The sequence below is a fragment of the Pseudoduganella violacea genome (assembly GCF_014191875.1).
Lineage (GTDB): Bacteria > Pseudomonadota > Gammaproteobacteria > Burkholderiales > Burkholderiaceae_D > Rugamonas > Rugamonas violacea_A.
In genome coordinates, this window is record NZ_JACHXD010000008.1 from 124,565 (window position 1) to 142,732 (window position 18,168).

Sequence of the window (18,168 nt, forward strand, 5' to 3'; positions counted from 1 at the left end):
GCCGTGCTTTTACGCCGCGCTTCTATGCCTATTTACCGCTATTCCAGTCGAAGGTGCGCAGCGCCGCATCCATCAGCTCCGGACTCAGGCCCAGCGCCCAGCCGGCGCCGATGGCGGCCAGCACGGCTTCCCGATGCGCTTCCTGGCTGGCCGGCAGACAGCTAGGCGGCAGCACGGCCAGTTCGTCGGCACCGGAGGCCAGCACGAAGCCGTCGGCGCCCAGGAAGACGGCGCGGTTGCCGTCCTGGCGGTGCGCCGCCAGCGCCGGCACGTCGGCGTTCAGGCCGTAGAAGATCACGGCGCCGTCGCACAGCTCGGCCATATCCACCACTTGCGCGTCGGAGGCGTTCAGCACCGCCGCGCCTTCCGGCAGCACCACGTCGACCTGGGTGCGCAGCACGCCATACATTTTTTCTTCGGAATCGATGTAGAACTCGCCCAGCTCTTCATGGCCCGTGGCGTCGGTGACGATGCCCACGGTGCACTTGTCGTAGGCATAGCCTTCGGTCAGCACCATGCGGTTGCTGTTGGCGAAGACGGCGGCTTCCACATTCTTGTTGAGCAGCAGGCGCTGGCCGGATTCCCACTCGCTCAGCGGGCCGCGCGCGACCTTGCGGCCATTCAGGTAGATGCCGTCCTCGCAGCTCAGGCCCACGTGCTTGGCGTTAGTTTGCAGCATCCAGGCGGTGAGGCGGGCGATCAGCGCGGTATGGCGCTGGCCGGACACGCCGACGATGGGAATGCGGCCGTCCTCGTCTTCGGCGAACAACTCGTCGACAATGGCGGCGCCGACCGGGCGCACCTTGCCGCCGTGGGCGGGTTTCAGGTGGGCCAGCAGGCCGGGGCTGGCATTGACTTCGATGATGGCGCCGCCCTGCTCTTCGAGCGGACGGGAAATGTCTTCGGCCACCAGGTCGATGCCGGCGATGTCGAGGCCGACCACGCGGGCGGCCAGGGCGGCCATCTCGGCCACGTCTGGATGCACTTCATCGGTGACGTCGTTGGCGACGTTGCCGTTCAGCTGGATCAGCACCTTGCGGCCCGCATCCGGCACGGAATCCGGGGTCAGCCCCTGGCGCTGCAGGTCGAGCAGCACTTCTTCCGATTCGCGCGGCTGCACGATATTCAGCGGGAATTCTTCGGTGGTGCCGCGGCGCGGATCGGTGTTGATCTGGGTGTCGACCAGTTCCTGCACGGTGGACTTGCCGTCGCCGACCGCCCACAGCGATTCGCCGCGCGAGGCGGCGATCAGGCGGCGGCCCACCACCAGCAGGCGGTGCTCGTTACCGACGATGAATTTTTCCACGATCACGCTCTTGCTGCCGCCACGGGCAACGGCGATGTCGTAAGCGGCCTTCACATCGGCCTCGGTGCTCAGGTTCAGCGACACGCCACGGCCATGGTTGCCGTCATACGGCTTGACCGCGACCGGCAGGCCGATATCCTGCGCTTCTTCCCAGGCTTCGTCGGCGCTGCGTACCAGCACGCCTTCCGGCACCGGCACGCCGGCCGAGGAGAGCAAGTCCTTGGTCATGTCCTTGTCGCTGGCGATGCCTTCGGCGATGGCGCTGGTGTTGTCGGTTTCGGCGGTCCAGATGCGGCGCTGGCGCGCGCCATGGCCCAGCTGCACCAGATTGCCGTCGGTCAGGCGGATATGGGGAATCTTGCGGTCGGTGGCGGCATCGACGATATTGCCGGTGCTCGGGCCCAGGCACAGCGATTCGACCAGGTCGGTCAGGCTGGCGACGGCGCCGGCCACGTCGTAAGGACGGTCTTCGATGGCGGCCATCAGCAGGTCGCGGCCAGCGGCCAGCGCGGCGCGCCCGACCTGTTCCTGGCGGGTGCGGAATGCCATTTTGTAAATGCCGCTGCCTTCGGCGGTCTGGCGGGTCTTGCCGAAACCGGTGCGCATGCCGGCCAGATTTTGCAGCTCCAGTACAACATGTTCCAGGATGTGGCCGGCGTAAGTGCCGCCGCGCAGGCGCTCCAGGAAACCGCCGCGCTCGCCCACGCCGCAGCGGTGCTCGATCAGGTTCGGCAGCATGGCGGTCAGGCGCTCGTACAGGCCGGGCAATTTATCGGAGGGGAATTGCTCAAGCTCGCCGATGTCCAGCCAAGCTTCGATCACCGGGCGATAGGTCCAGATATTGGGTCCACGCAGATGCGTTACGCGGAGAACTTCGATGTCTTTCTTCTTTGTCATGTTTTTGCTCTAGTACCTCTTGCGGTATACTCCGCAAAAGCAGGCCGCCCTCTTCTAAGTCTAATGATGCATAGCTGACAGAATACCGTAAATAACAGCTACCTTCCGCCGTTACTGCTACTCGTGTTAGCGTTTCGCTTTTTAAGGCCCGGTCCGATATTTTCCCACTGTTTCGCCATCCTTGCCAGTTTGCAAGGACCGCCCTGGAGTATGTTGCACAATGATAAAAACCCAGCTTGCCCTTGAACCCAGCCGCACAGAACTGCCTGAAGTGTGGCGCTCCGAGGTGCAAAACCAGCTTTCCACCGGGGAAAACGTTTTGAGTGCGCTGGAGGTTGACCTCGACGCTAAATTACATTTCGCCAAAGGTATCGTCCTGCTCACGGAGCGCCGCATTATGGCACGCGCACCGGGGCAAACGGTATGGCAGCAATGGGCTTATCGTCGTGGAATGTCTCTAAAATTGCACGACCACGCGGGCGTCGGCCACCTGGAGTTATTCGATCAACAAGGCCGCCTGGACGCCTGGCGTTTTACGCTGGGCCAGAACCTGCAGGCGCTGCGCCTGAGCGAACTGTTCGCGCCCGTGCTGGACAGCCACCTGTCCGGCCAGCCCCTGCTGCGCGAGGAAGAACACGCCTGCCCGACCTGCAAGGCGCCGCTCGAGCCGGACCAGGAAGAATGCCCGATCTGCACCAAGGTGGTCCACACGCCGCCCTCCACCTGGACCCTGTTCCGCCTGTGGCGCTTTGCCAAGCCTTACCGCTGGCCGCTGCTGGCCGGTTTCCTGCTGATGCTGGCCTCGACCGGCGCCCACATGATTCCGCCCTACCTCAGCATGCCGCTGATGGACAATGTGCTGATCCCTTATCAAAACGGCAAACCGGTCGATACCCATCTGGTCTTCCTGTACATGTCCGGCCTGACCGCCTCCGCCGTCCTGGCCTGGGTGCTGGGCTGGGGCAAGACCTATGTGCTGGCCCTGGTGTCGGAGCGCATCGGCGCCGACCTGCGCACCACCACGTATGAACACCTGCTGCGCCTCTCGCTCGAATATTTCGGCGGCAAGCGCACCGGCGACCTGATGTCGCGCATCGGCAGCGAGAGCGACCGCATCTGCGTCTTCCTGTCGCTGCACCTGCTGGACTTCGCCTCCGACTGCCTGATGATCATCATGACGGGCGTGATCCTGTTTACCATCGATCCCTGGCTGGCCATCGTCACGCTGGCGCCCCTGCCCTTCATCGCCTGGCTGATCCACCTGGTGCGCGACCGCCTGCGCACCGGCTTCGAAAAGATCGACCGCGTCTGGGGCGAAGTGACCAATGTGCTGGCCGACACCATCCCCGGCATCCGCGTGGTCAAAGCCTTCGCCCAGGAAGCGCGCGAAGCGAACCGCTTCCGCACTGCCAACAAGCACAATCTGGCCGTCAACGACCGCCTGAACAAGGTGTGGTCGCTGTTCTCGCCCACTGTTTCCTTCCTGACCGAGCTGGGGATTCTGGTGATCTGGGTGTTCGGCATCTGGCAGGTATCGAAATCGCATATCACCGTCGGCGTGCTGACCGCCTTCGTGACCTATAGCACGCGCTTCTACGGCCGCCTCGATTCCATGAGCCGCATCGTCTCGGTGACGCAGAAATCGGCGTCGGCCGCCAAGCGCATCTTCGATATCCTGGACCACGTGTCGAGCGTGCCGGAACCGGTCAACCCGGCCAAGCTGGAAAAGGTGGAAGGCAATATCACGCTGCGCGAAGTGGGCTTCCGCTACGGTAACCGCGCCGTCAACCGCGGCGTGTCGCTCGACATCAAGGCCGGCGAGATGATCGGCCTGGTGGGCCACAGCGGCTCGGGCAAATCGACCCTGGTCAACCTGATCTGCCGCTTCTACGACGTGGCCGAGGGCGCGATCCTGCTGGACGGAAAAGACATCCGCTCCTTCGCCGTCTCCGACTACCGCCGCAATATCGGCCTGGTGCTGCAGGAGCCCTTCCTCTTCTTCGGCACCATCGCCGAGAATATCGCCTACGGCAAGCCGGATGCCACGCGCGCCGAAATCATCGCCGCCGCCCGTGCCGCCCACGCCCACGAATTCATCCTGCGTCTGCCGCAAGGCTACGACTCGATGGTGGGCGAACGCGGACAAGGCCTGTCCGGCGGCGAACGCCAGCGCATCTCGATCGCGCGCGCCCTGCTGATCGACCCGCGCATCCTGATCCTGGACGAAGCGACCGCCTCGGTCGACTCGGAAACCGAAAAAGAAATCCAGAAGGCGCTGGACAATCTGGTGGCCGGCCGCACCACCATCGCCATCGCCCACCGCCTGTCCACGCTGCAGCGCGCCAACCGCCTGGTAGTGATGGACCGCGGCAAGGTGGTGGAGGAAGGCCCGCACGACGAGCTGATGGCCAAGGAAGGCGCTTACTACCGTCTGTACCAGGCCCAGGCCCGTAACGTAGACACCGACCTGGATGACACTGCAAGGAAACGCTATGACGACAATTGATTTCAAACTGGGGCGCGACAGCTTCGGCCGCCTCAACCTGACCACGGCCGACGGCGTGCTGCACGAGCATGTGTCGCCGGTGCGCGCCTTCCCCATCCAGGCGCCGCTCGACGGCCTGGCCCTGGTCAACACCGACGGCAAGGAAGTGGCCTGGATCGAACGCCTGGAAGACCTGCCCGCCGATTACGCCGCCATGGTGGCCGAGGAATTGGGCGGGCGCGAATTCATGCCCGAGATCAGCCGCATCGTCGACGTGACCAGCTTCGCCACGCCCTGCACCTGGACCGTGGCCACCGACCGCGGCGAAACCGACTTCGTGCTGCGCGGCGAGGAAGACATCCGCCGCATCGGCCGCGACGCGCTGCTGGTGTCGGACACGCACGGCATCCACTTCCTGATCCGCAACCAGTGGGAACTGGACAGGCATAGCAAGAAGATTCTAGACCGCTTCCTGTAAGACCCCAAAACAGCCCTTCGGGGCTCTGTTTTTGCCTGCAATCAATGTCCCCTCTTTCACGCGGGCTAAAGTGAAGTTTCCTAAACGCAAAAGGAGACTTCCATGGCCCGTGCTGTCATCTGCCTAGGCGATCCAACCTCGCATGGCGGCAAAGTTCTTGAGGGCGATCCCAATGCCACCATAGACGGCCGCCCAATTGCCCTGCGTGGGCATATGACATTGTGCCCACAATGCAAGGGCAAATTCCCAATCACTGAAGGACTGGATCACCATAGCTTCGGCGGTATTGGCACGGCACTGGAAGGCATGAAAACCGCATGCGGTGCGACCCTGATTGCTACTCAGCATCTCATGACTGCCGACGAGCAGTCCGAACACGAATCCGCCGATGTTTATGATGTAGATCTGGGTGAGGACAACGCTCAAGCTGAGAAAGAAAGGGCATTCAGCAGTTCAGAGCAACATCCGCCAACTAGTGCCACACCCGGCATTGCACGCATGAATTCAAGCTGGGCTGGTGCCGAAGGAAAGAATTCCGGTCCTGTTTCCAAAGCTCCTCATGCGCTGTTTAAAGAGCGCCAATATGAGGCGGTCTATGAAAAGGGGATATTCATTGGAGTTCGAAATTCGCTAGACACAAGTCAGTCTATTAGTGATGACGCGACAAGGATTCAGCTAAATACGCTTGATTCCATCAGGCATCTAATTGCTGAACAAAAGATGAACGCGATTCTTGAAGTACCCACTTCCTATGGTGCAAAGTCCTTTTCACCCGAATAGCAAAGCATCACCTTCATCAGGGAAAATATGATGCACTTCAGCTAATCAACCCTGGAGCTAACGCCGATGGCATATTCAAGACAGCGGAAGAAACAAATAAAAACAGTGACCTGGGGACAGAGAAAATTCCTACTGTCGGCAAAAATCCAGCCCATCCACAACAGGCTTGGGCATCGGGAATTAATATCCACCACGCCGGCATCAACAACTTCACCGGAGTAACAGAAAAAGGCAGCGGTGTTTCCGAGGGATGCCAAGTTGTTGCCAGCAATGATTGGGAAAACTTTATTGACTTGGTCGCGGAGAAAATTAATGGAAAATTTCAGATCCCATACTTTAATGTCTGGATTGTTCGAGAATAGCTACATATATTTCCTCTTAGCCATTATGCCATTTTTTTGCATTCGATGGAGGCAAGGGCAAGCACTTCCCTCATCTCGAATTCGGAAAAGACGATGCAAGCCTTATCTGTATTTATCATTGATGGCGTCTACGGATTTGATGAAGGTGGCGAGATATATTTTTTCCCTTCAAAGAAGGCGCAAAAATCGCTACCCCACTATCCGGCAAACGACAAGGTTGGCATTGGTTTTTCAAATTCCGATACAGCAATCTCCATGTTCGGGTTAAGGGAAGACCTGAAGAAAATTGACCTGCATGCCATTTGTGCTGTACGGGGACTGGCGAAGATAGAAGCATCCATCATCATGTTCGGAGAAGGGCCAGCCCGTCCCTGGTACACAATGAAATTAGAGCGGGTCATATGGCACTCGCCAGCGCAGATGGTTCCTTGTCGACCAGAGTATTAGCGTGGCAAGGCAATCAGGATTTGCTGCGACGCATCCCAGCGCCGGGCGGCGCGGTCGAGCTGAAAGACGGTAAAGGGCACGAGGCCGACGACGTCGCCGCGCGCATCCCAGTCGATGTCGGCGTAGGCGCCGCTGTAGTCGATGTCGCGGCCCTGTTTGACGGCGGCCAGGGCTGCGCCGATCTCTTGCGGGCCAACCTTGTCGCCGGGACCGTTCATCACCAAGCGCAGCGCGTCGCGGATTTGCAGGCCGCTGGGGTTGCGGCTGCCGCTGCTGAATCCGGCACGCTCGATGGCCAATGCCATCACCATCACGATGTCGTAGGTGGGTGCGGTGAAGTCCTGCGGTTCGCCGCCGTATTGGGCGATGTAGGCGCTGCGGAAGGCCCGGTATGAGGCGCTGCCGTAGACGCCAATGGTGGCGGCCGAGCCGCTAGCGCCGCCGATGATGCTGTTCGGATTGGCCAGGTTGTCGACAAAGGTCTGGTTGCCGGCGGCGGTGCCAGGCAGCAGCCACAGGTCGGGATAGTTGTAGGGTAGCGCTTCGTTCAGCACATTGGCGGCGATGTCGGCGGCGAGGATGCCGTTCAAGATCACGTCCGGCTTGGCCTCGAAGACCTGCTTCAGATAGGAGTCGAAACCGCTTTTCAGGCCGAAGGGAATGGCGACGGTGCGCACCACCTGCCCGCCCAGCGCCTGAAACGCGGGCGTAAACAGGCTGTTCAAGCCGGCGCCGAAAGCATCGCCTTCGTTGACCACCACCACGGCGCGCCGCTTGCCCGCGTCGAAAGCCACTTTCGCCAGCACCGGCGTGGCGTCCACGTCGGAGACGCCGATGCGGTACATCAGATCGTCGTCGGCCACCGTGCTCAATGTCGGCGAGGAGCTCGACTCGGTCAGTATCGGCACGCCTTTGGCGCGCGCCAAAGGCAGCAGGCTCAAGACGCGGGTCGATGTCGAGACGTTGAGGATTTGCACGCCGGCGTCCAGCAGTTGCTGGCCCATGGCCTGGGCCTCATCATTGTCGCGCGCCACCAGGGCGATGGCGTTCAAGCGCTTGCCGAGCACCCCGCCCGCCTCGTTGATCTGGCGCGCGGCCAGCAGCACGGCGTCGCGCGTGGACGTGCGCCAACCAACGGAGCCGATATTGATGGCGTTGGGGTCGAGCATGGCTTGAATGGGATTGGCGGGCAGCGGCGTGCTGGCGTCCTTGCCGCCACCACCACCGCCGCAGGCCACCAGCAAGGCCAGCGCCGCCAGCAGCGGCAAGGCGCGGCGGCGCGCGCTAGAAGCGGTATTCGTATTGAATGGCATAGCGGCGTCCCAGCGAAGGATAGTCGATGCCGCCGACGCCCGGATCGACGTAGCGGCTGTTCCAGAGATCGCGCACCTGCAGGCGCAGATGGGAGTGCAGGCTCAGATTCCAGCGCGCGCTCAGCGTGGTATCCCAATAGCTGCCCAGCCGGTAGTCCTGGTTGGCCAGCAGCACATTGGCGGTGGCGGCGGGACGCGGCCCCACATAGCGGTTGTCGGCGCTGAGCACCAGCTGCTGGCCGAGCAAGCCCGCGCTCAAGCCCAGATTGGCGCTGTTGCGCGGAAATAGCTCGCCGCCGGGACGCTGGGCCAGCGGCGCCAGGGTGTAGCGGTTCAGGCCGCGTTCCGTGCTGGCGTGGCTGACGTTGGCGTAGGCGTTCAGCCAGGACCATTGATAGCGCACTTCCAGCTCCACCCCCTTGACAGTGCTGGAACTGCTGTTGCGCGCCACCAGATTGAAGAAGGCCTGCTCCAGCGTGACCAGATCGGAGACGCTGGTGCGGTAGAGGGTGAGCGCGGCATTCCAGTGTTCCGACGGCGGCACGCTCAGTTGCAGCTCCACGGTGCGCGCCTTTTGCGGCGCCAGGTCCGGATTGCCGCGCACATCGCCCGGCTGCACCGAGGTGCGGTACAGCAGTTCCGACGACGGCGCCTGGAACGCCGTGCCGCCCAGCAGCTTCAAACCCCAGCCGCGCGGCAGCTCCCCCACCACCCCGGCGCGCCACGATTGCTGGCTGCTGAACACCGAGTGGCGGTCGCGCCGTCCGCCGGCAATGGCCTGCCACTTGCCGAACAGCGGGAACTGCCATTGCAGGTAAAAGCCAGTATTGCGCAGGCGGCGTTCGCCCGGCTGGCTCAATTGGAAATCGCTGCCATCGGCCAGGCTGCGGCGGCGGAAGGATTCCAGCGTTTCGCGGTCGCGCAGCACGTCGGCACCCAGCAGCAGACTGCTGTTCGGGCGCGGCTGCCACAACCATTCGACGCTGCCGTCCAGCGCCTTGTAGCCGAAGTCGCGCAGCAGATAATAATCGGTGGCGCCGGTCTGCACGCGGTCGCCGCTGCCCGGTTTTCCCTCGCCATAACTGAGGTTGGCGCGCACGGTATTGCGTTCGTTCAGTTTGCGGCTGTAAGCGAGGCGCACAAAGCCCTGGTGCAGGTCGGCATGGCTGGGCGGACGCAGTAGAGGATTGAGGCTGGAGAAAACATGGTCGCTCTCCTGCTTCTGCCAAAAGGCGCTGGCCGTCAGGTCGTCGCGCTCGCCGCGCCAGCCGCCGCGCAGATACAGGCTGCGCGGCCTGGATGCGTCGTCCGGCGCGAAGGCGCGGCTGGCGAGGCGGCGGTAATCGGGCGAGATGCGCGGCAGGTCCAGATTGCCGCGCTCTTCGCTCCCCGCCTGTACGCCCCAGGACAGCCAGTAGCCCTCGCGCTGCATGCTGCCGCTGCCGGATAGGAGCGTCCCGTGGCGGCCTTCGCGTCCGCGCTCATAGCTGGCGGCGAGGCGCTGGCCGCTGCTGCCGCGCCGCGTGATCACATTCACGGCGCCCAGCAACGCGTCGGCGCCGTACAGCACTGAAACCGGGCCGCGCACCACCTCGATCCGCTCCACCATATTCATGGGAATGAATTCCTCGCCGGTCCATTGCTGCTGGGTGCTGCGGAAGGCGATGGGCTGGCCATCGAGCAGGATCTTGATGCCGCGTCCCGCCGATTGCGCGCCGGCGCTGATGCCGCGCACGCCGAAGCTGTGATTGAGGCGGTCGTCGCTCTCGACAAAGCCAGCCATATGCGACAAGGCTTCGGCCAGGGTCTGATAGCCGTAGCGGGCAATATCGTCGGCCGTCAGCAAGGTGACGATGGCGGGCGTGGCGTGCAGGGCGACCGGGGTCTTGGTGGCGGTCAGCACCTTCACCGAACGCAGTTGTTCCAGGCTTAGCTCGAACACAGATTCATCCTGGGCCGGGATGCTGCGGGCGGCGCCGGTCAGCGCCAGGATGGCCAGCAGCAGCGCCGCCCGGCCCTTCCGGCGGCGCCGCCCCCTTGGTCTGCGTTCTGTGCTTTTCGCCACGAGGATTCCTTTCCCCAATGAACATGCGACGCCTGTCTCTGCCGTATCTTACTGCTATCCATGGGGGCTGTCGGGCCTGTAGGAAGAATGCAACAGGAAACAAAATTGCCCTATGGCAGCAGCAGTACGACCGGGCGCGGCGCGCCAAAAAGCTTGGCCGGACGGCAGGCGATTCAGCTAAGATGATTACCTGACGCAAAACTTGTGACCGGCAACCATGTCCGGCCGCGACGGGGAGAAGATGGCGAGCATGACGACGCGACGGCACACGCCTTGGCGCCTGCGCTATTGGGCGAGCAGTCTGCTGGCCGCCCTGTCCGCGTCGCTCCCGGCCTGGCCCCTGGCCGAAGAGATGGCCGTGCCGGAGCAGCAGATCAAGGCCGCCTATATTCTCAACTTCACCCGCTATGCCAGCTGGCCCGGGCCGGCGTTGGCCGATCCGCGCGCGCCGCTGGTGATCTGCCTGATGGGCCAGGGCGCGGCCGACATCGCGCGCCAGTTGCAGAACCGGGCGGCCGGCGGGCGGCCGCTGGAACTGCGCACGCCGGCGCGCATCGAGGATACCGGCGAATGCCACGCCATCTACCTGGGCCAGGGCGAGCGCCAGCGCCAGAGCGCCCTGCTGGCGCGCCTGCGCGACCAGGCCGTGCTGACCATCGGCGACTCGTCTTCCTTCCTGGCCGACGGCGGCATCATCAATATGATGCTGGTGGAAGGCAGCATCCGCTTCGAAGTTAATCTGGCGGCGGCCAAGCGTTCGGGCATGAGCCTAAATCCGCGCGTACTGGCATTGGCCGACAGGGTGCTGGGAGGCGCGTCGAAATGAACAGCCTGCGCAGCTATTTCCGCAACCTGGCTTTGCAGCGCAAGCTGCTCCTGGTATCGGTGCTGACCACCTTCGCGGCCCTGCTGGCCGCCCTGCTCGCCCTGGCGTCCTACGACGTGGTGGTAGCGCGTCCGCGCTTGGTGCAGGATCTGGCGGCGCGCATGGAGCTGCTGTCGCTGAATCTGGATGTGGACTTGAACTTCGGCGACCGCAACGCCGCCACGCGCACCCTGGAAGCGCTGCGCAGCAGCCGCGATATCGACAGCGCCTGCCTGTTCGACGCCGGCCACAAGGTCTTTGCCCAGTATGCGCGCCGGGGCGCGGGCGGCGCCCAACTGCGCTGCGCCTGGCCCGAGCAGGCCGGCATGGGCCACCGCTTCCACGGCAACTCGCTGACCATGATGGCGGCGGTGCACTTCGAGCGTGACGTGGTCGGCTACCTGCAGGTCGACTACGCCTTGCCGCCGCTGGCGGAAAGGCTGCGCCAGTATGCGCTGGTGCTGGCGGTGGTGCTGTTGACCCTCCTGATCGGCAGCCTGCTGTATTCGCTCAGCTTGCGCCGCCTGGTGACCCAGCCCCTGCTCGCGCTCTCGCGCGTGGCCGACCGCGTCACGCGCGAACAGCGCTACGACCTGCGCGTGCCGCCCGGCAGCGACGACGAGGTGGGCCGCCTGGCGCTCGCCTTCAACACCATGCTGGCAACGACGGCCGAGCGCAATTCGGCGCTGCGGCGCAGCCAGTCGCTGCTGCACAATATCGTGGAAAAATCCTCGGCCATCATTTATGTGAAAGATCTGGAGGGGCGCTACCTACTGGTGAATGAACGCTTCCGCATGATCCTGGCGCCCGGCGCCAGCGATCCGCTCGGCCATTTCGACCACGAAGTGTTTGCGCCGGAAGTGGCGCGCAGCTTCCGCGTCAACGATCTGGCCGTGATCGAATCCGGCCACGCCTACACCTACGAGGAGACGGCGCCCGACAGCGCGGGCCAGATCCGCACCTATGTGTCGGAAAAATTCCCGCTGATCGACGAGCATGGCCAGACCTGGGCCATGGGCGGCGTTTCCACCGACATCTCGGATCGCAAGAAGAGCGAGCTGGAACTGATCCAGTACCGCAACCATCTGGAAGAACTGGTGCAGGTGCGCACGGCGCAAATGATGGAGGCCAACCGCGACCTGGCCGAATCGCTGGAAACCCTGCGCCGCGCCCAGGATGAACTGGTGCGCAGCGAGAAGCTGGCGGCCTTGGGATCGCTGGTGGCCGGCGTGGCGCATGAGCTGAACACGCCGATCGGCAACAGCCTGCTGGCGGTCAGCACCCTGATCGACCAGACCACGCAGTTCCAGAAACAGTGCGCGCAAGGCATCAAGCGCTCGACGCTGGAAACCTATATCACCGACGTCAACGGCGGCGGGCAGATCGTGCTGCGCAATCTGCACCGGGCGGTGGACCTGGTGGCCAGCTTCAAGCAGGTGGCGGTGGACCGCGCCACCTCGCAATGCCGCGAGTTCCGCCTGTGCGACCTGGCCGGCGAAATCCTGCTGGTGCTGATGCCGACCTTTAAGAATTCCGGCATCCTGGTGCGGCAGGATGTGCCGCAGACCATCCTGATGCACAGCTATCCCGGCCCCTTCGGCCAGGTGCTGATCAATCTCGTCAACAATAGCCTGATGCACGCCTTCGAGGGGCGGCGCGAAGGCGAAATCTGGATCAGCGCCAGCATGGCCGAGGAAGCGTGGGTGGAGGTCACGGTGCGCGACAACGGCGCCGGCATCGCGCCGGAAAATATGAGCCGCATCTACGATCCCTTCTTCACCACCAAGCTGGGACGGGGCGGCTCGGGCCTGGGCCTGAACATCGTCTATAACATTGTCTACGGTGTCCTGGGCGGCAAGATCGAGGTGCGCAGCGAGCTGGGTCAGGGCACCAGCTTTATCATGACCTTGCCGACCCGCGTTTAGTCCACGCGCAGATCGGTCGCGAACAGCTGCACCGCGTCGCCTGCGATCGAAACGCCGCTTGCCTCGCCATCGTCTATCTCCACCATCACGCGCACCACCCCATCGCGGCGCAAGGCCCGGCCCTGGTGGCCGTCGAAGCTGAGGCGGCGGCCGTCATGCGGCAGTAAGCCGTGACGCACGATATACGCGCCCAAAGGTCCGTTGGCATTGCCCGTGACCGGGTCTTCGGCGATGCCGATGGCCGGAGCGAACATGCGGCCCTCGGTGCTGGCGTCGTCACGGATCAGGAAGGGATAGAAGCCGTTGCAGCCGATCTCGCGGCTGATCGCGCTCAGGGCGGCGGCGTCCGGGCGCAGTGCTTCCAGCTCGAAATCCGGGCGCAGCGGCAGCAGCACCTTGGAGTGGCCGGTGGAGACGATCTGCACCGGCAGATGCGCTTCAAGATCGGCCGAGCCGATTCCCAGCGCCTGCGCCATACGCTGCTGCTGCGCTGCACCGAAGGGGTCACCAAAAGAAATTGGGCCTTGATGCATGACGATACGGTAGTCGTCTTCGTGCCGTTGAATATCGACGCGCTGCAGGCCCGCACCGGTCTTCTGCACCAGGCTGGTGGCGGGAAGGCCAAGCTGGCATGCCCGCGCATAGTGGGCCGCAATGGTCGCGTGGCCGCACACCGGCACCTCGACCGAAGGCGTGAAGTAGCGGATATGCAGATCGTGGTCCGGGCCGTGGGGCTGGAGCACGAAGGCGGTTTCAGAATGGCGCAGCTCGCGCGCAATATCCTGCATCTGCCGATCGGACAAGCCATCCGCGTCGAGCACCACACCCGCCGGGTTGCCCCGGAATGGGGTACGGGTAAAGGAGTCGATATGGACCAGGCTTACGGTGGCGGGGGGAGTTTTCGGATTCATACTGCCAGCTTAATTATGAACTTCAAACGCAACAAGCCAGCACCGGAATGATAGACTATCCCGAATATAGGGAGAATCATGGAAAGCCTGGACGATTATCTGAACTTCATTGCGATTGTCGATGCCGGCTCGCTGACGGCGGCGGCGCGCAATAGCGGGCGTTCGCTGCAATCGGTCAGCCGCTCCCTGGCAGCGCTGGAAGCGGCCCTGGGCGCGCAACTGATCCAGCGCACCACGCGCAAGCTGCACGCCACGCCGGCCGGCGCCGCCTTTTATGAGCGCATGCGGCTGGTCCTGGCCGACATCGCCGCCGCCCGCGCCGAGGTGCGCAGCGAAACCCGGGTGGTCAGCGGCAGCCTGCGCGTGGGCGGCCCGGCGCTATTCGGCTCCACCTATCTGGCCGGCATGGCCGCCAGCTTCATGCAACGCTGGCCCGAGGTGAACATCGATCTGGTGCTGGGCGACCGCCATGCCGACCTGGTGACCGACAAGCTCGATCTGGCGATCCGGCTGGGCGCCCTGCCCGACTCCTCGCTGCATGCGCGCCCGCTGGGCAATCTGCGGCGCGTCTTCTTCGCCAGCCCTTCCTGGCTGCGTACGCACGGCCAGCCCGCAACGCCGGCGGCGCTGGCAAACCTGCCCTGCGTGGTGCGCACCATCGGCCGGGACGGCAAGCGCTGGCCCTATATGCTCGATGGCGAAGTCCGGCATGTGCAGGTGGCGGGCACTTTCCGCGCCAACGACGCCGCTGCCTGCAACGAGGCGGTGGCCTGCGGCGTGGGCGCCGGCATGGCGCCCTACTGGCAGGTGCGCCGTCTGCTCGATGAAGGCAGGGTGGCGCTGATGCTGGCCGCCTACGAACCGCCGCCGATACCGGTGCAGGCGGTCTGGCATGCCAGCGCGCGGCTACCGGCCCGTACCCGCCTTTTGATCGACCATCTCGCCGTGCAGTTCTTCAGCCTGCGCTGGTGATTGGCCGCGTCCATCGGCCCAGGCGCGGATGCTGCGGCCAGCCGGTTCCGCCAGATAGCGCGCCACCAGCCATGCCAGCGCACCGCTGAGCAGCAGGAACAATAGGAGCCATGGCAAGCGGGTGGCATAGCTCAGCTCCTTCTTGTTCAGCACATTGCGCATCAGGGCCAGCACGATCACATGGAAGAGATACAGCTCATAACTATGCCGCCCGGCCCAGCGCAGCAACACGCCCAGGCCGCCAGCGCAAAGCGTTGGCCGGGCGTCGTTCGCCGCCGTGTACAGAAAAAGCGCGGCGAACAAGGCCATCATGCTGAAGCCCAGCGCCTCGTGGCCGCCAAAGCCGATCAGGTAAACCGCCGCCATGCCGGTCGCCGCGCCCAGTCGCAAGGGGCGCCGCCACTGAAACGGCAACGGCGCGCGGCGCGCCAGCAAGGCAGTCAGGCAACCGATGGCGATCGCGTCGAAGCAGGCCTGGTAAGCATACATAAAGTAAATCTCATTGTCGGCATGGGCGGCGCGGTAGAACGGCGCATACAGCACCAGCACCAGGCACAGGGCCACGAACAGCCAGTTGCGACGCAGGACCAGGCAGACCGGCGGCAAGGCCAGATAGAACACTTCCTCCACCGACAGCGACCAGTAGACGTTCAGGCAGTAATTGAAATAGCCATACGACTGCATCAGGACGTTATGCCAGAAAGTGAGCACCGATCCAGCGCCCAACAGGAAATGCGAGGCGGGCAGATTGTTGCCGCCATCGGTATTGCTGAAATGCGGCACGCCGACGCTGCCCAGCGTGACGACAATGGCGAGAGCCGCCAGCAAAGGCGGCAGGATGCGCGCCACGCGATAGGCATAGAAGCTGCGCATATCGATACGGTTCAAGCTTCCCCAGCGCTGCAGCACGCCCGAGGTGATCAGAAAACCTGAAATCACGAAGAAGATGGTGACGCCGTAGTTGCCGTTGTAGACCATGGCGCCCAGCAGCTTGTGCGGAATCAGCGTGCCGAGCGGGCTGTCTTTCAGGCCGTAGGCCAGCGTGAAGTGCAGCAGCAGGACGCAGCTGATCGCCACGCCGCGCAACAGGTCGATGCGCGCGTTGCGCGGCGGGCTTGCTTGTACCATATTCATTCCTTGCCTTTACCGAATTCGTAGGTGACGCGCAGCACCGCGCCGCTGCGCGCGGTGCTGATCTGCTCGCGGAAAAATGCCTGCGCAAGATATTCTTCGCGCGAGACCTGGTCGCGGTGCAGCAGGTTGCTGACGCCGATCCGCAGGCGGCCGCCGTTTTCCAGTTTCCATATCCCGTACACGTCCAGCTCCCGCGAAGCGGGATTCACGCTGGCGGTGTCGATACCGATCCGCGCCCTGCCGCCGCCTTGATAATTGAAATCGGCGCCCAGGTCAAGCTGGCCCTTGCTGTATTCGAGTCCGAGATTGGCGCTGACGGGCTGTTGCTGCGCCAGGCGGTTGTCGGGACCGGGTAGACGTTTTACGCGCGACCAGTTGCGCGTCAGATTGGCGTTCAATGCCAGGGGCGGTGCATCGGCCATGAAGGAAGCCAGCGGCAGTTTGGCCTCCAGCGTGAAGCCATGCACATCGGCCTGGCCCTGGTTGGTGGGCGTGGCAAGCCAACGCGTCCCGTCCCTGACCAGCAGGGGCAGGATCACGTCGTCAATACGGCGCAGGAAGACGCTGGCCGCCAACAGGCCATTCTTGCCCACATAGCGTTCGTAGCCGGCATCCAGCCCCCATGCGCGTTCCGGACGCAGATCGGGATTGCCCTGGATATCGGGCCGGACGGCGCTGTTGTTGGCGTCGATGGTGAAGCGGCGCGGGAAAAGCTGCGCCATGGTCGGCGCCTTGTAGGTGCGCGCGATGCCGGCGCGCCATTTCTGCTCGGCCGAGGGTTTGTAGGCGGCCTGCAGGATGGGACTCAGTATCGGCGAACGCCTGCTGATGTCCTGCTGCTGGCGGTCCTGAATCGTGGTTTTCAGCAGCTCGCCGCGCAGACCGAGCGAGAAGGCCCATGCGGGCGAGAATTCCCATTCATCCTGCACATAGGCGGCGAAGCGCTTGCTGCTGCCCTTGAAGCGCTCGTCCGGCACCGGCACGACCGCGCCAGTGGCGAAGAATTCGTTTTCGAAACGGTCTTGCGAGCGGCGGAGATGCGCCAGCTCCCAGCCTGCGCTCAGCGCATGGCCGCCGCTGGGCTGCGCCGCATATTTGCCGGAAGCGGTAACGCCGGTTTCGGTTACATCGGCACTGACGTGGCGACGCAGCGGCAAGCCCGGGCTGCTGGGGTGGCCGCCAAAATCGTATTCCGTGCGGCGCGGATTATGCTGGACGCCAAGCTTGTACTCCCTGCTGCCGCCCGCTTCCAATTCGCGCTGCCAATGCAGGTCGCTGCGCAGCATCAGGGTCTTGGCGCGGAAGACGCTGCCGCCGTCCGGATACTCGCCGGCCTCGCCCGCGACCAACCGCTCCTGTCCGGAGATCGCCACCTTGCGGCGCGTGACGCCGATGAAGTTCTGCGACGTCAGCGTTTCGCCTTCGCCCAGGTTCCAGCTGACGCGCGGCGAAAGATTGAACATATTGGCGCTATTGGTTTCGCGTTCGTCGCGAATGCGCCGATGCATCAAGCCACCTTGCCGCCCGTGTTGGATATCGTCCACCATGCGCGGTTCGTCTTCCATGGAACGCTGCAGATCCAGCCCCACCAGATAGGAATAGCTGTCGGTCTTGCCCGATATCTGGCCGTTAAGACCAGGCAGAAGATGCTGCCATTGCCGGCCCAGGGTCAGCTTGAATTCCTGCACCGGCCGCGACGCCACCTTGCGCAGCACGATATTAATGGTGCCGGCGATTGCCTGCGTGCCGAGTTCCGCGCTGGCCGCCTGCACCACCTCCACACGTTCGATCAGGTCCGGCGCAATCGAGTCGAGAGAAAAACCGTTCGGCACGGCCATGCCGTTCAACAGAATCTGCACATAGCCGCTGCCCAGTCCGCGCATGCGGATTTCGCTGCCCTTCCCTCCACCGCCATCGCCAAGGCTGATGCCGGGAATACGCTTCAGCGCCTCGGCCAGCGAACGGTCTCCCTGCTTCATCAATTCCTCATGGCCCACCAGCAGGGTACTGGCGGTTTCCTGGCGACGCTGTTCCAGCTTGCTGCCTGTGACCTGGACTTTGTCCATAGGCTGGCTGGCGGCTTGGTCGGCGGCACGCGAGACGGCCGGCAACAGGGCCAGCGCAGCGGCAATGGCGCAAGGCATGATCTGCATAATTTCTCCTTTTATTTCGGCGTGCTGCGGCCGCGAGGGACGAGCGAAAGCCCGCCTCGCAAGACCGTAGCCGCG

General features: G+C 63.6%; 13 protein-coding genes. 7 read left to right on the forward strand and 6 right to left on the reverse strand.

Annotation, left to right across the window (positions count from 1 at the left end):
• Nucleotides 1-28: 28 nt before the first annotated feature.
• Nucleotides 29-2,203 carry a cyanophycin synthetase gene (locus tag FHS03_RS15300; protein ID WP_183441813.1) on the reverse strand — a complete coding sequence of 725 codons (2,175 nt, stop codon included), beginning with the start codon at nt 2,201-2,203 and terminating at the stop codon, nt 29-31.
• Nucleotides 2,204-2,423: 220 nt separating this feature from the next.
• On the opposite strand from FHS03_RS15300, the gene FHS03_RS15305 reads away from it, so the two are divergent.
• The 4 genes from FHS03_RS15305 (at nt 2,424) to FHS03_RS15320 (ending at nt 6,755) form a co-directional block, all read left to right on the forward strand.
• Complete coding sequence (locus tag FHS03_RS15305; RefSeq protein WP_183441814.1) at nt 2,424-4,709, forward strand: cyanophycin metabolism-associated ABC transporter; 2,286 nt, start codon at nt 2,424-2,426, stop codon at nt 4,707-4,709.
• Nucleotides 4,696-5,166 carry a cyanophycin metabolism-associated DUF1854 family protein gene (locus FHS03_RS15310; protein ID WP_183441815.1) on the forward strand — a complete coding sequence of 157 codons (471 nt, stop codon included), beginning with the start codon at nt 4,696-4,698 and terminating at the stop codon, nt 5,164-5,166. Before FHS03_RS15305 ends, FHS03_RS15310 begins: the two co-directional genes overlap by 14 nt.
• Before the next feature lie 102 nt (nt 5,167-5,268).
• Entirely contained in the window at nt 5,269-5,946 is a 678-nt protein-coding gene (locus FHS03_RS28655; protein WP_183441816.1) for a PAAR domain-containing protein, read from the forward strand.
• 455 nt (nt 5,947-6,401) lie between these two features.
• A complete protein-coding gene (locus FHS03_RS15320) occupies nt 6,402-6,755 on the forward strand; it encodes a hypothetical protein (RefSeq protein WP_183441817.1) in 354 nt (117 codons plus the stop codon).
• Here the strand turns inward: FHS03_RS15320 and FHS03_RS15325 are convergent.
• Together FHS03_RS15325 and FHS03_RS15330 are read right to left on the reverse strand one after the other, a co-directional pair.
• The gene (locus tag FHS03_RS15325) at nt 6,752-8,068 is read right to left on the reverse strand and encodes an ABC transporter substrate-binding protein (RefSeq protein ID WP_183441818.1); all 1,317 of its coding nucleotides are present in this window, start codon (nt 8,066-8,068) and stop codon (nt 6,752-6,754) included. The genes FHS03_RS15320 and FHS03_RS15325 overlap by 4 nt on opposite strands.
• Nucleotides 8,040-10,133, reverse strand: a complete 2,094-nt coding sequence (locus tag FHS03_RS15330; protein WP_371871719.1) for a TonB-dependent receptor plug domain-containing protein — start codon at nt 10,131-10,133, stop codon at nt 8,040-8,042. Before FHS03_RS15330 ends, FHS03_RS15325 begins: the two co-directional genes overlap by 29 nt.
• 250 nt (nt 10,134-10,383) lie before the next feature.
• Between FHS03_RS15330 and FHS03_RS15335 the strand changes: the two genes are divergently transcribed.
• Nucleotides 10,384-10,959: a TOL_0243 family YfiR-like periplasmic protein gene (locus tag FHS03_RS15335; protein ID WP_183441819.1), complete on the forward strand. Its 576-nt coding sequence runs from the start codon at nt 10,384-10,386 to the stop codon at nt 10,957-10,959.
• Complete coding sequence (locus FHS03_RS15340; protein WP_183441820.1) at nt 10,956-12,923, forward strand: ATP-binding protein; 1,968 nt, start codon at nt 10,956-10,958, stop codon at nt 12,921-12,923. The genes FHS03_RS15335 and FHS03_RS15340 overlap by 4 nt, the downstream gene beginning before the upstream one ends.
• Here FHS03_RS15340 and FHS03_RS15345 read toward each other — a convergent pair.
• The gene (locus FHS03_RS15345; RefSeq protein ID WP_183441821.1) at nt 12,920-13,834 is read right to left on the reverse strand and encodes a PhzF family isomerase; all 915 of its coding nucleotides are present in this window, start codon (nt 13,832-13,834) and stop codon (nt 12,920-12,922) included. The two genes, FHS03_RS15340 and FHS03_RS15345, sit on opposite strands and share 4 nt — an antisense overlap.
• 78 nt (nt 13,835-13,912) lie before the next feature.
• Here FHS03_RS15345 and FHS03_RS15350 point away from each other — a divergent pair, with 78 nt between their 5' ends.
• Nucleotides 13,913-14,806: a LysR family transcriptional regulator gene (locus FHS03_RS15350; protein ID WP_183441822.1), complete on the forward strand. Its 894-nt coding sequence runs from the start codon at nt 13,913-13,915 to the stop codon at nt 14,804-14,806.
• Here the strand turns inward: FHS03_RS15350 and FHS03_RS15355 are convergent.
• Nucleotides 14,741-15,934, reverse strand: coding sequence for an acyltransferase family protein (locus tag FHS03_RS15355; RefSeq protein ID WP_183441823.1), 1,194 nt, complete (start codon nt 15,932-15,934; stop codon nt 14,741-14,743). The genes FHS03_RS15350 and FHS03_RS15355 overlap by 66 nt on opposite strands.
• 2 nt (nt 15,935-15,936) lie before the next feature.
• Nucleotides 15,937-18,093: a TonB-dependent receptor plug domain-containing protein gene (locus tag FHS03_RS15360; RefSeq protein WP_183441824.1), complete on the reverse strand. Its 2,157-nt coding sequence runs from the start codon at nt 18,091-18,093 to the stop codon at nt 15,937-15,939.
• Between the last annotated feature and the right edge of the window lie 75 nt (nt 18,094-18,168).

What these genes read in the sequence shown, in the direction of transcription:
- FHS03_RS15300 (WP_183441813.1), bottom strand. Translation starts at nt 2,203, where the DNA reads ATGACAAAGAAGAAAGACATCGAAGTTCTCCGCGTAACGCATCTGCGT.
- FHS03_RS15305 (WP_183441814.1), top strand. Translation starts at nt 2,424, where the DNA reads ATGATAAAAACCCAGCTTGCCCTTGAACCCAGCCGCACAGAACTGCCT.
- FHS03_RS15310 (WP_183441815.1), top strand. Translation starts at nt 4,696, where the DNA reads ATGACGACAATTGATTTCAAACTGGGGCGCGACAGCTTCGGCCGCCTC.
- FHS03_RS28655 (WP_183441816.1), top strand. Translation starts at nt 5,269, where the DNA reads ATGGCCCGTGCTGTCATCTGCCTAGGCGATCCAACCTCGCATGGCGGC.
- FHS03_RS15320 (WP_183441817.1), top strand. Translation starts at nt 6,402, where the DNA reads ATGCAAGCCTTATCTGTATTTATCATTGATGGCGTCTACGGATTTGAT.
- FHS03_RS15325 (WP_183441818.1), bottom strand. Translation starts at nt 8,068, where the DNA reads ATGCCATTCAATACGAATACCGCTTCTAGCGCGCGCCGCCGCGCCTTG.
- FHS03_RS15335 (WP_183441819.1), top strand. Translation starts at nt 10,384, where the DNA reads ATGACGACGCGACGGCACACGCCTTGGCGCCTGCGCTATTGGGCGAGC.
- FHS03_RS15340 (WP_183441820.1), top strand. Translation starts at nt 10,956, where the DNA reads ATGAACAGCCTGCGCAGCTATTTCCGCAACCTGGCTTTGCAGCGCAAG.
- FHS03_RS15345 (WP_183441821.1), bottom strand. Translation starts at nt 13,834, where the DNA reads ATGAATCCGAAAACTCCCCCCGCCACCGTAAGCCTGGTCCATATCGAC.
- FHS03_RS15350 (WP_183441822.1), top strand. Translation starts at nt 13,913, where the DNA reads ATGGAAAGCCTGGACGATTATCTGAACTTCATTGCGATTGTCGATGCC.
- FHS03_RS15355 (WP_183441823.1), bottom strand. Translation starts at nt 15,934, where the DNA reads ATGGTACAAGCAAGCCCGCCGCGCAACGCGCGCATCGACCTGTTGCGC.
- FHS03_RS15360 (WP_183441824.1), bottom strand. Translation starts at nt 18,093, where the DNA reads ATGCAGATCATGCCTTGCGCCATTGCCGCTGCGCTGGCCCTGTTGCCG.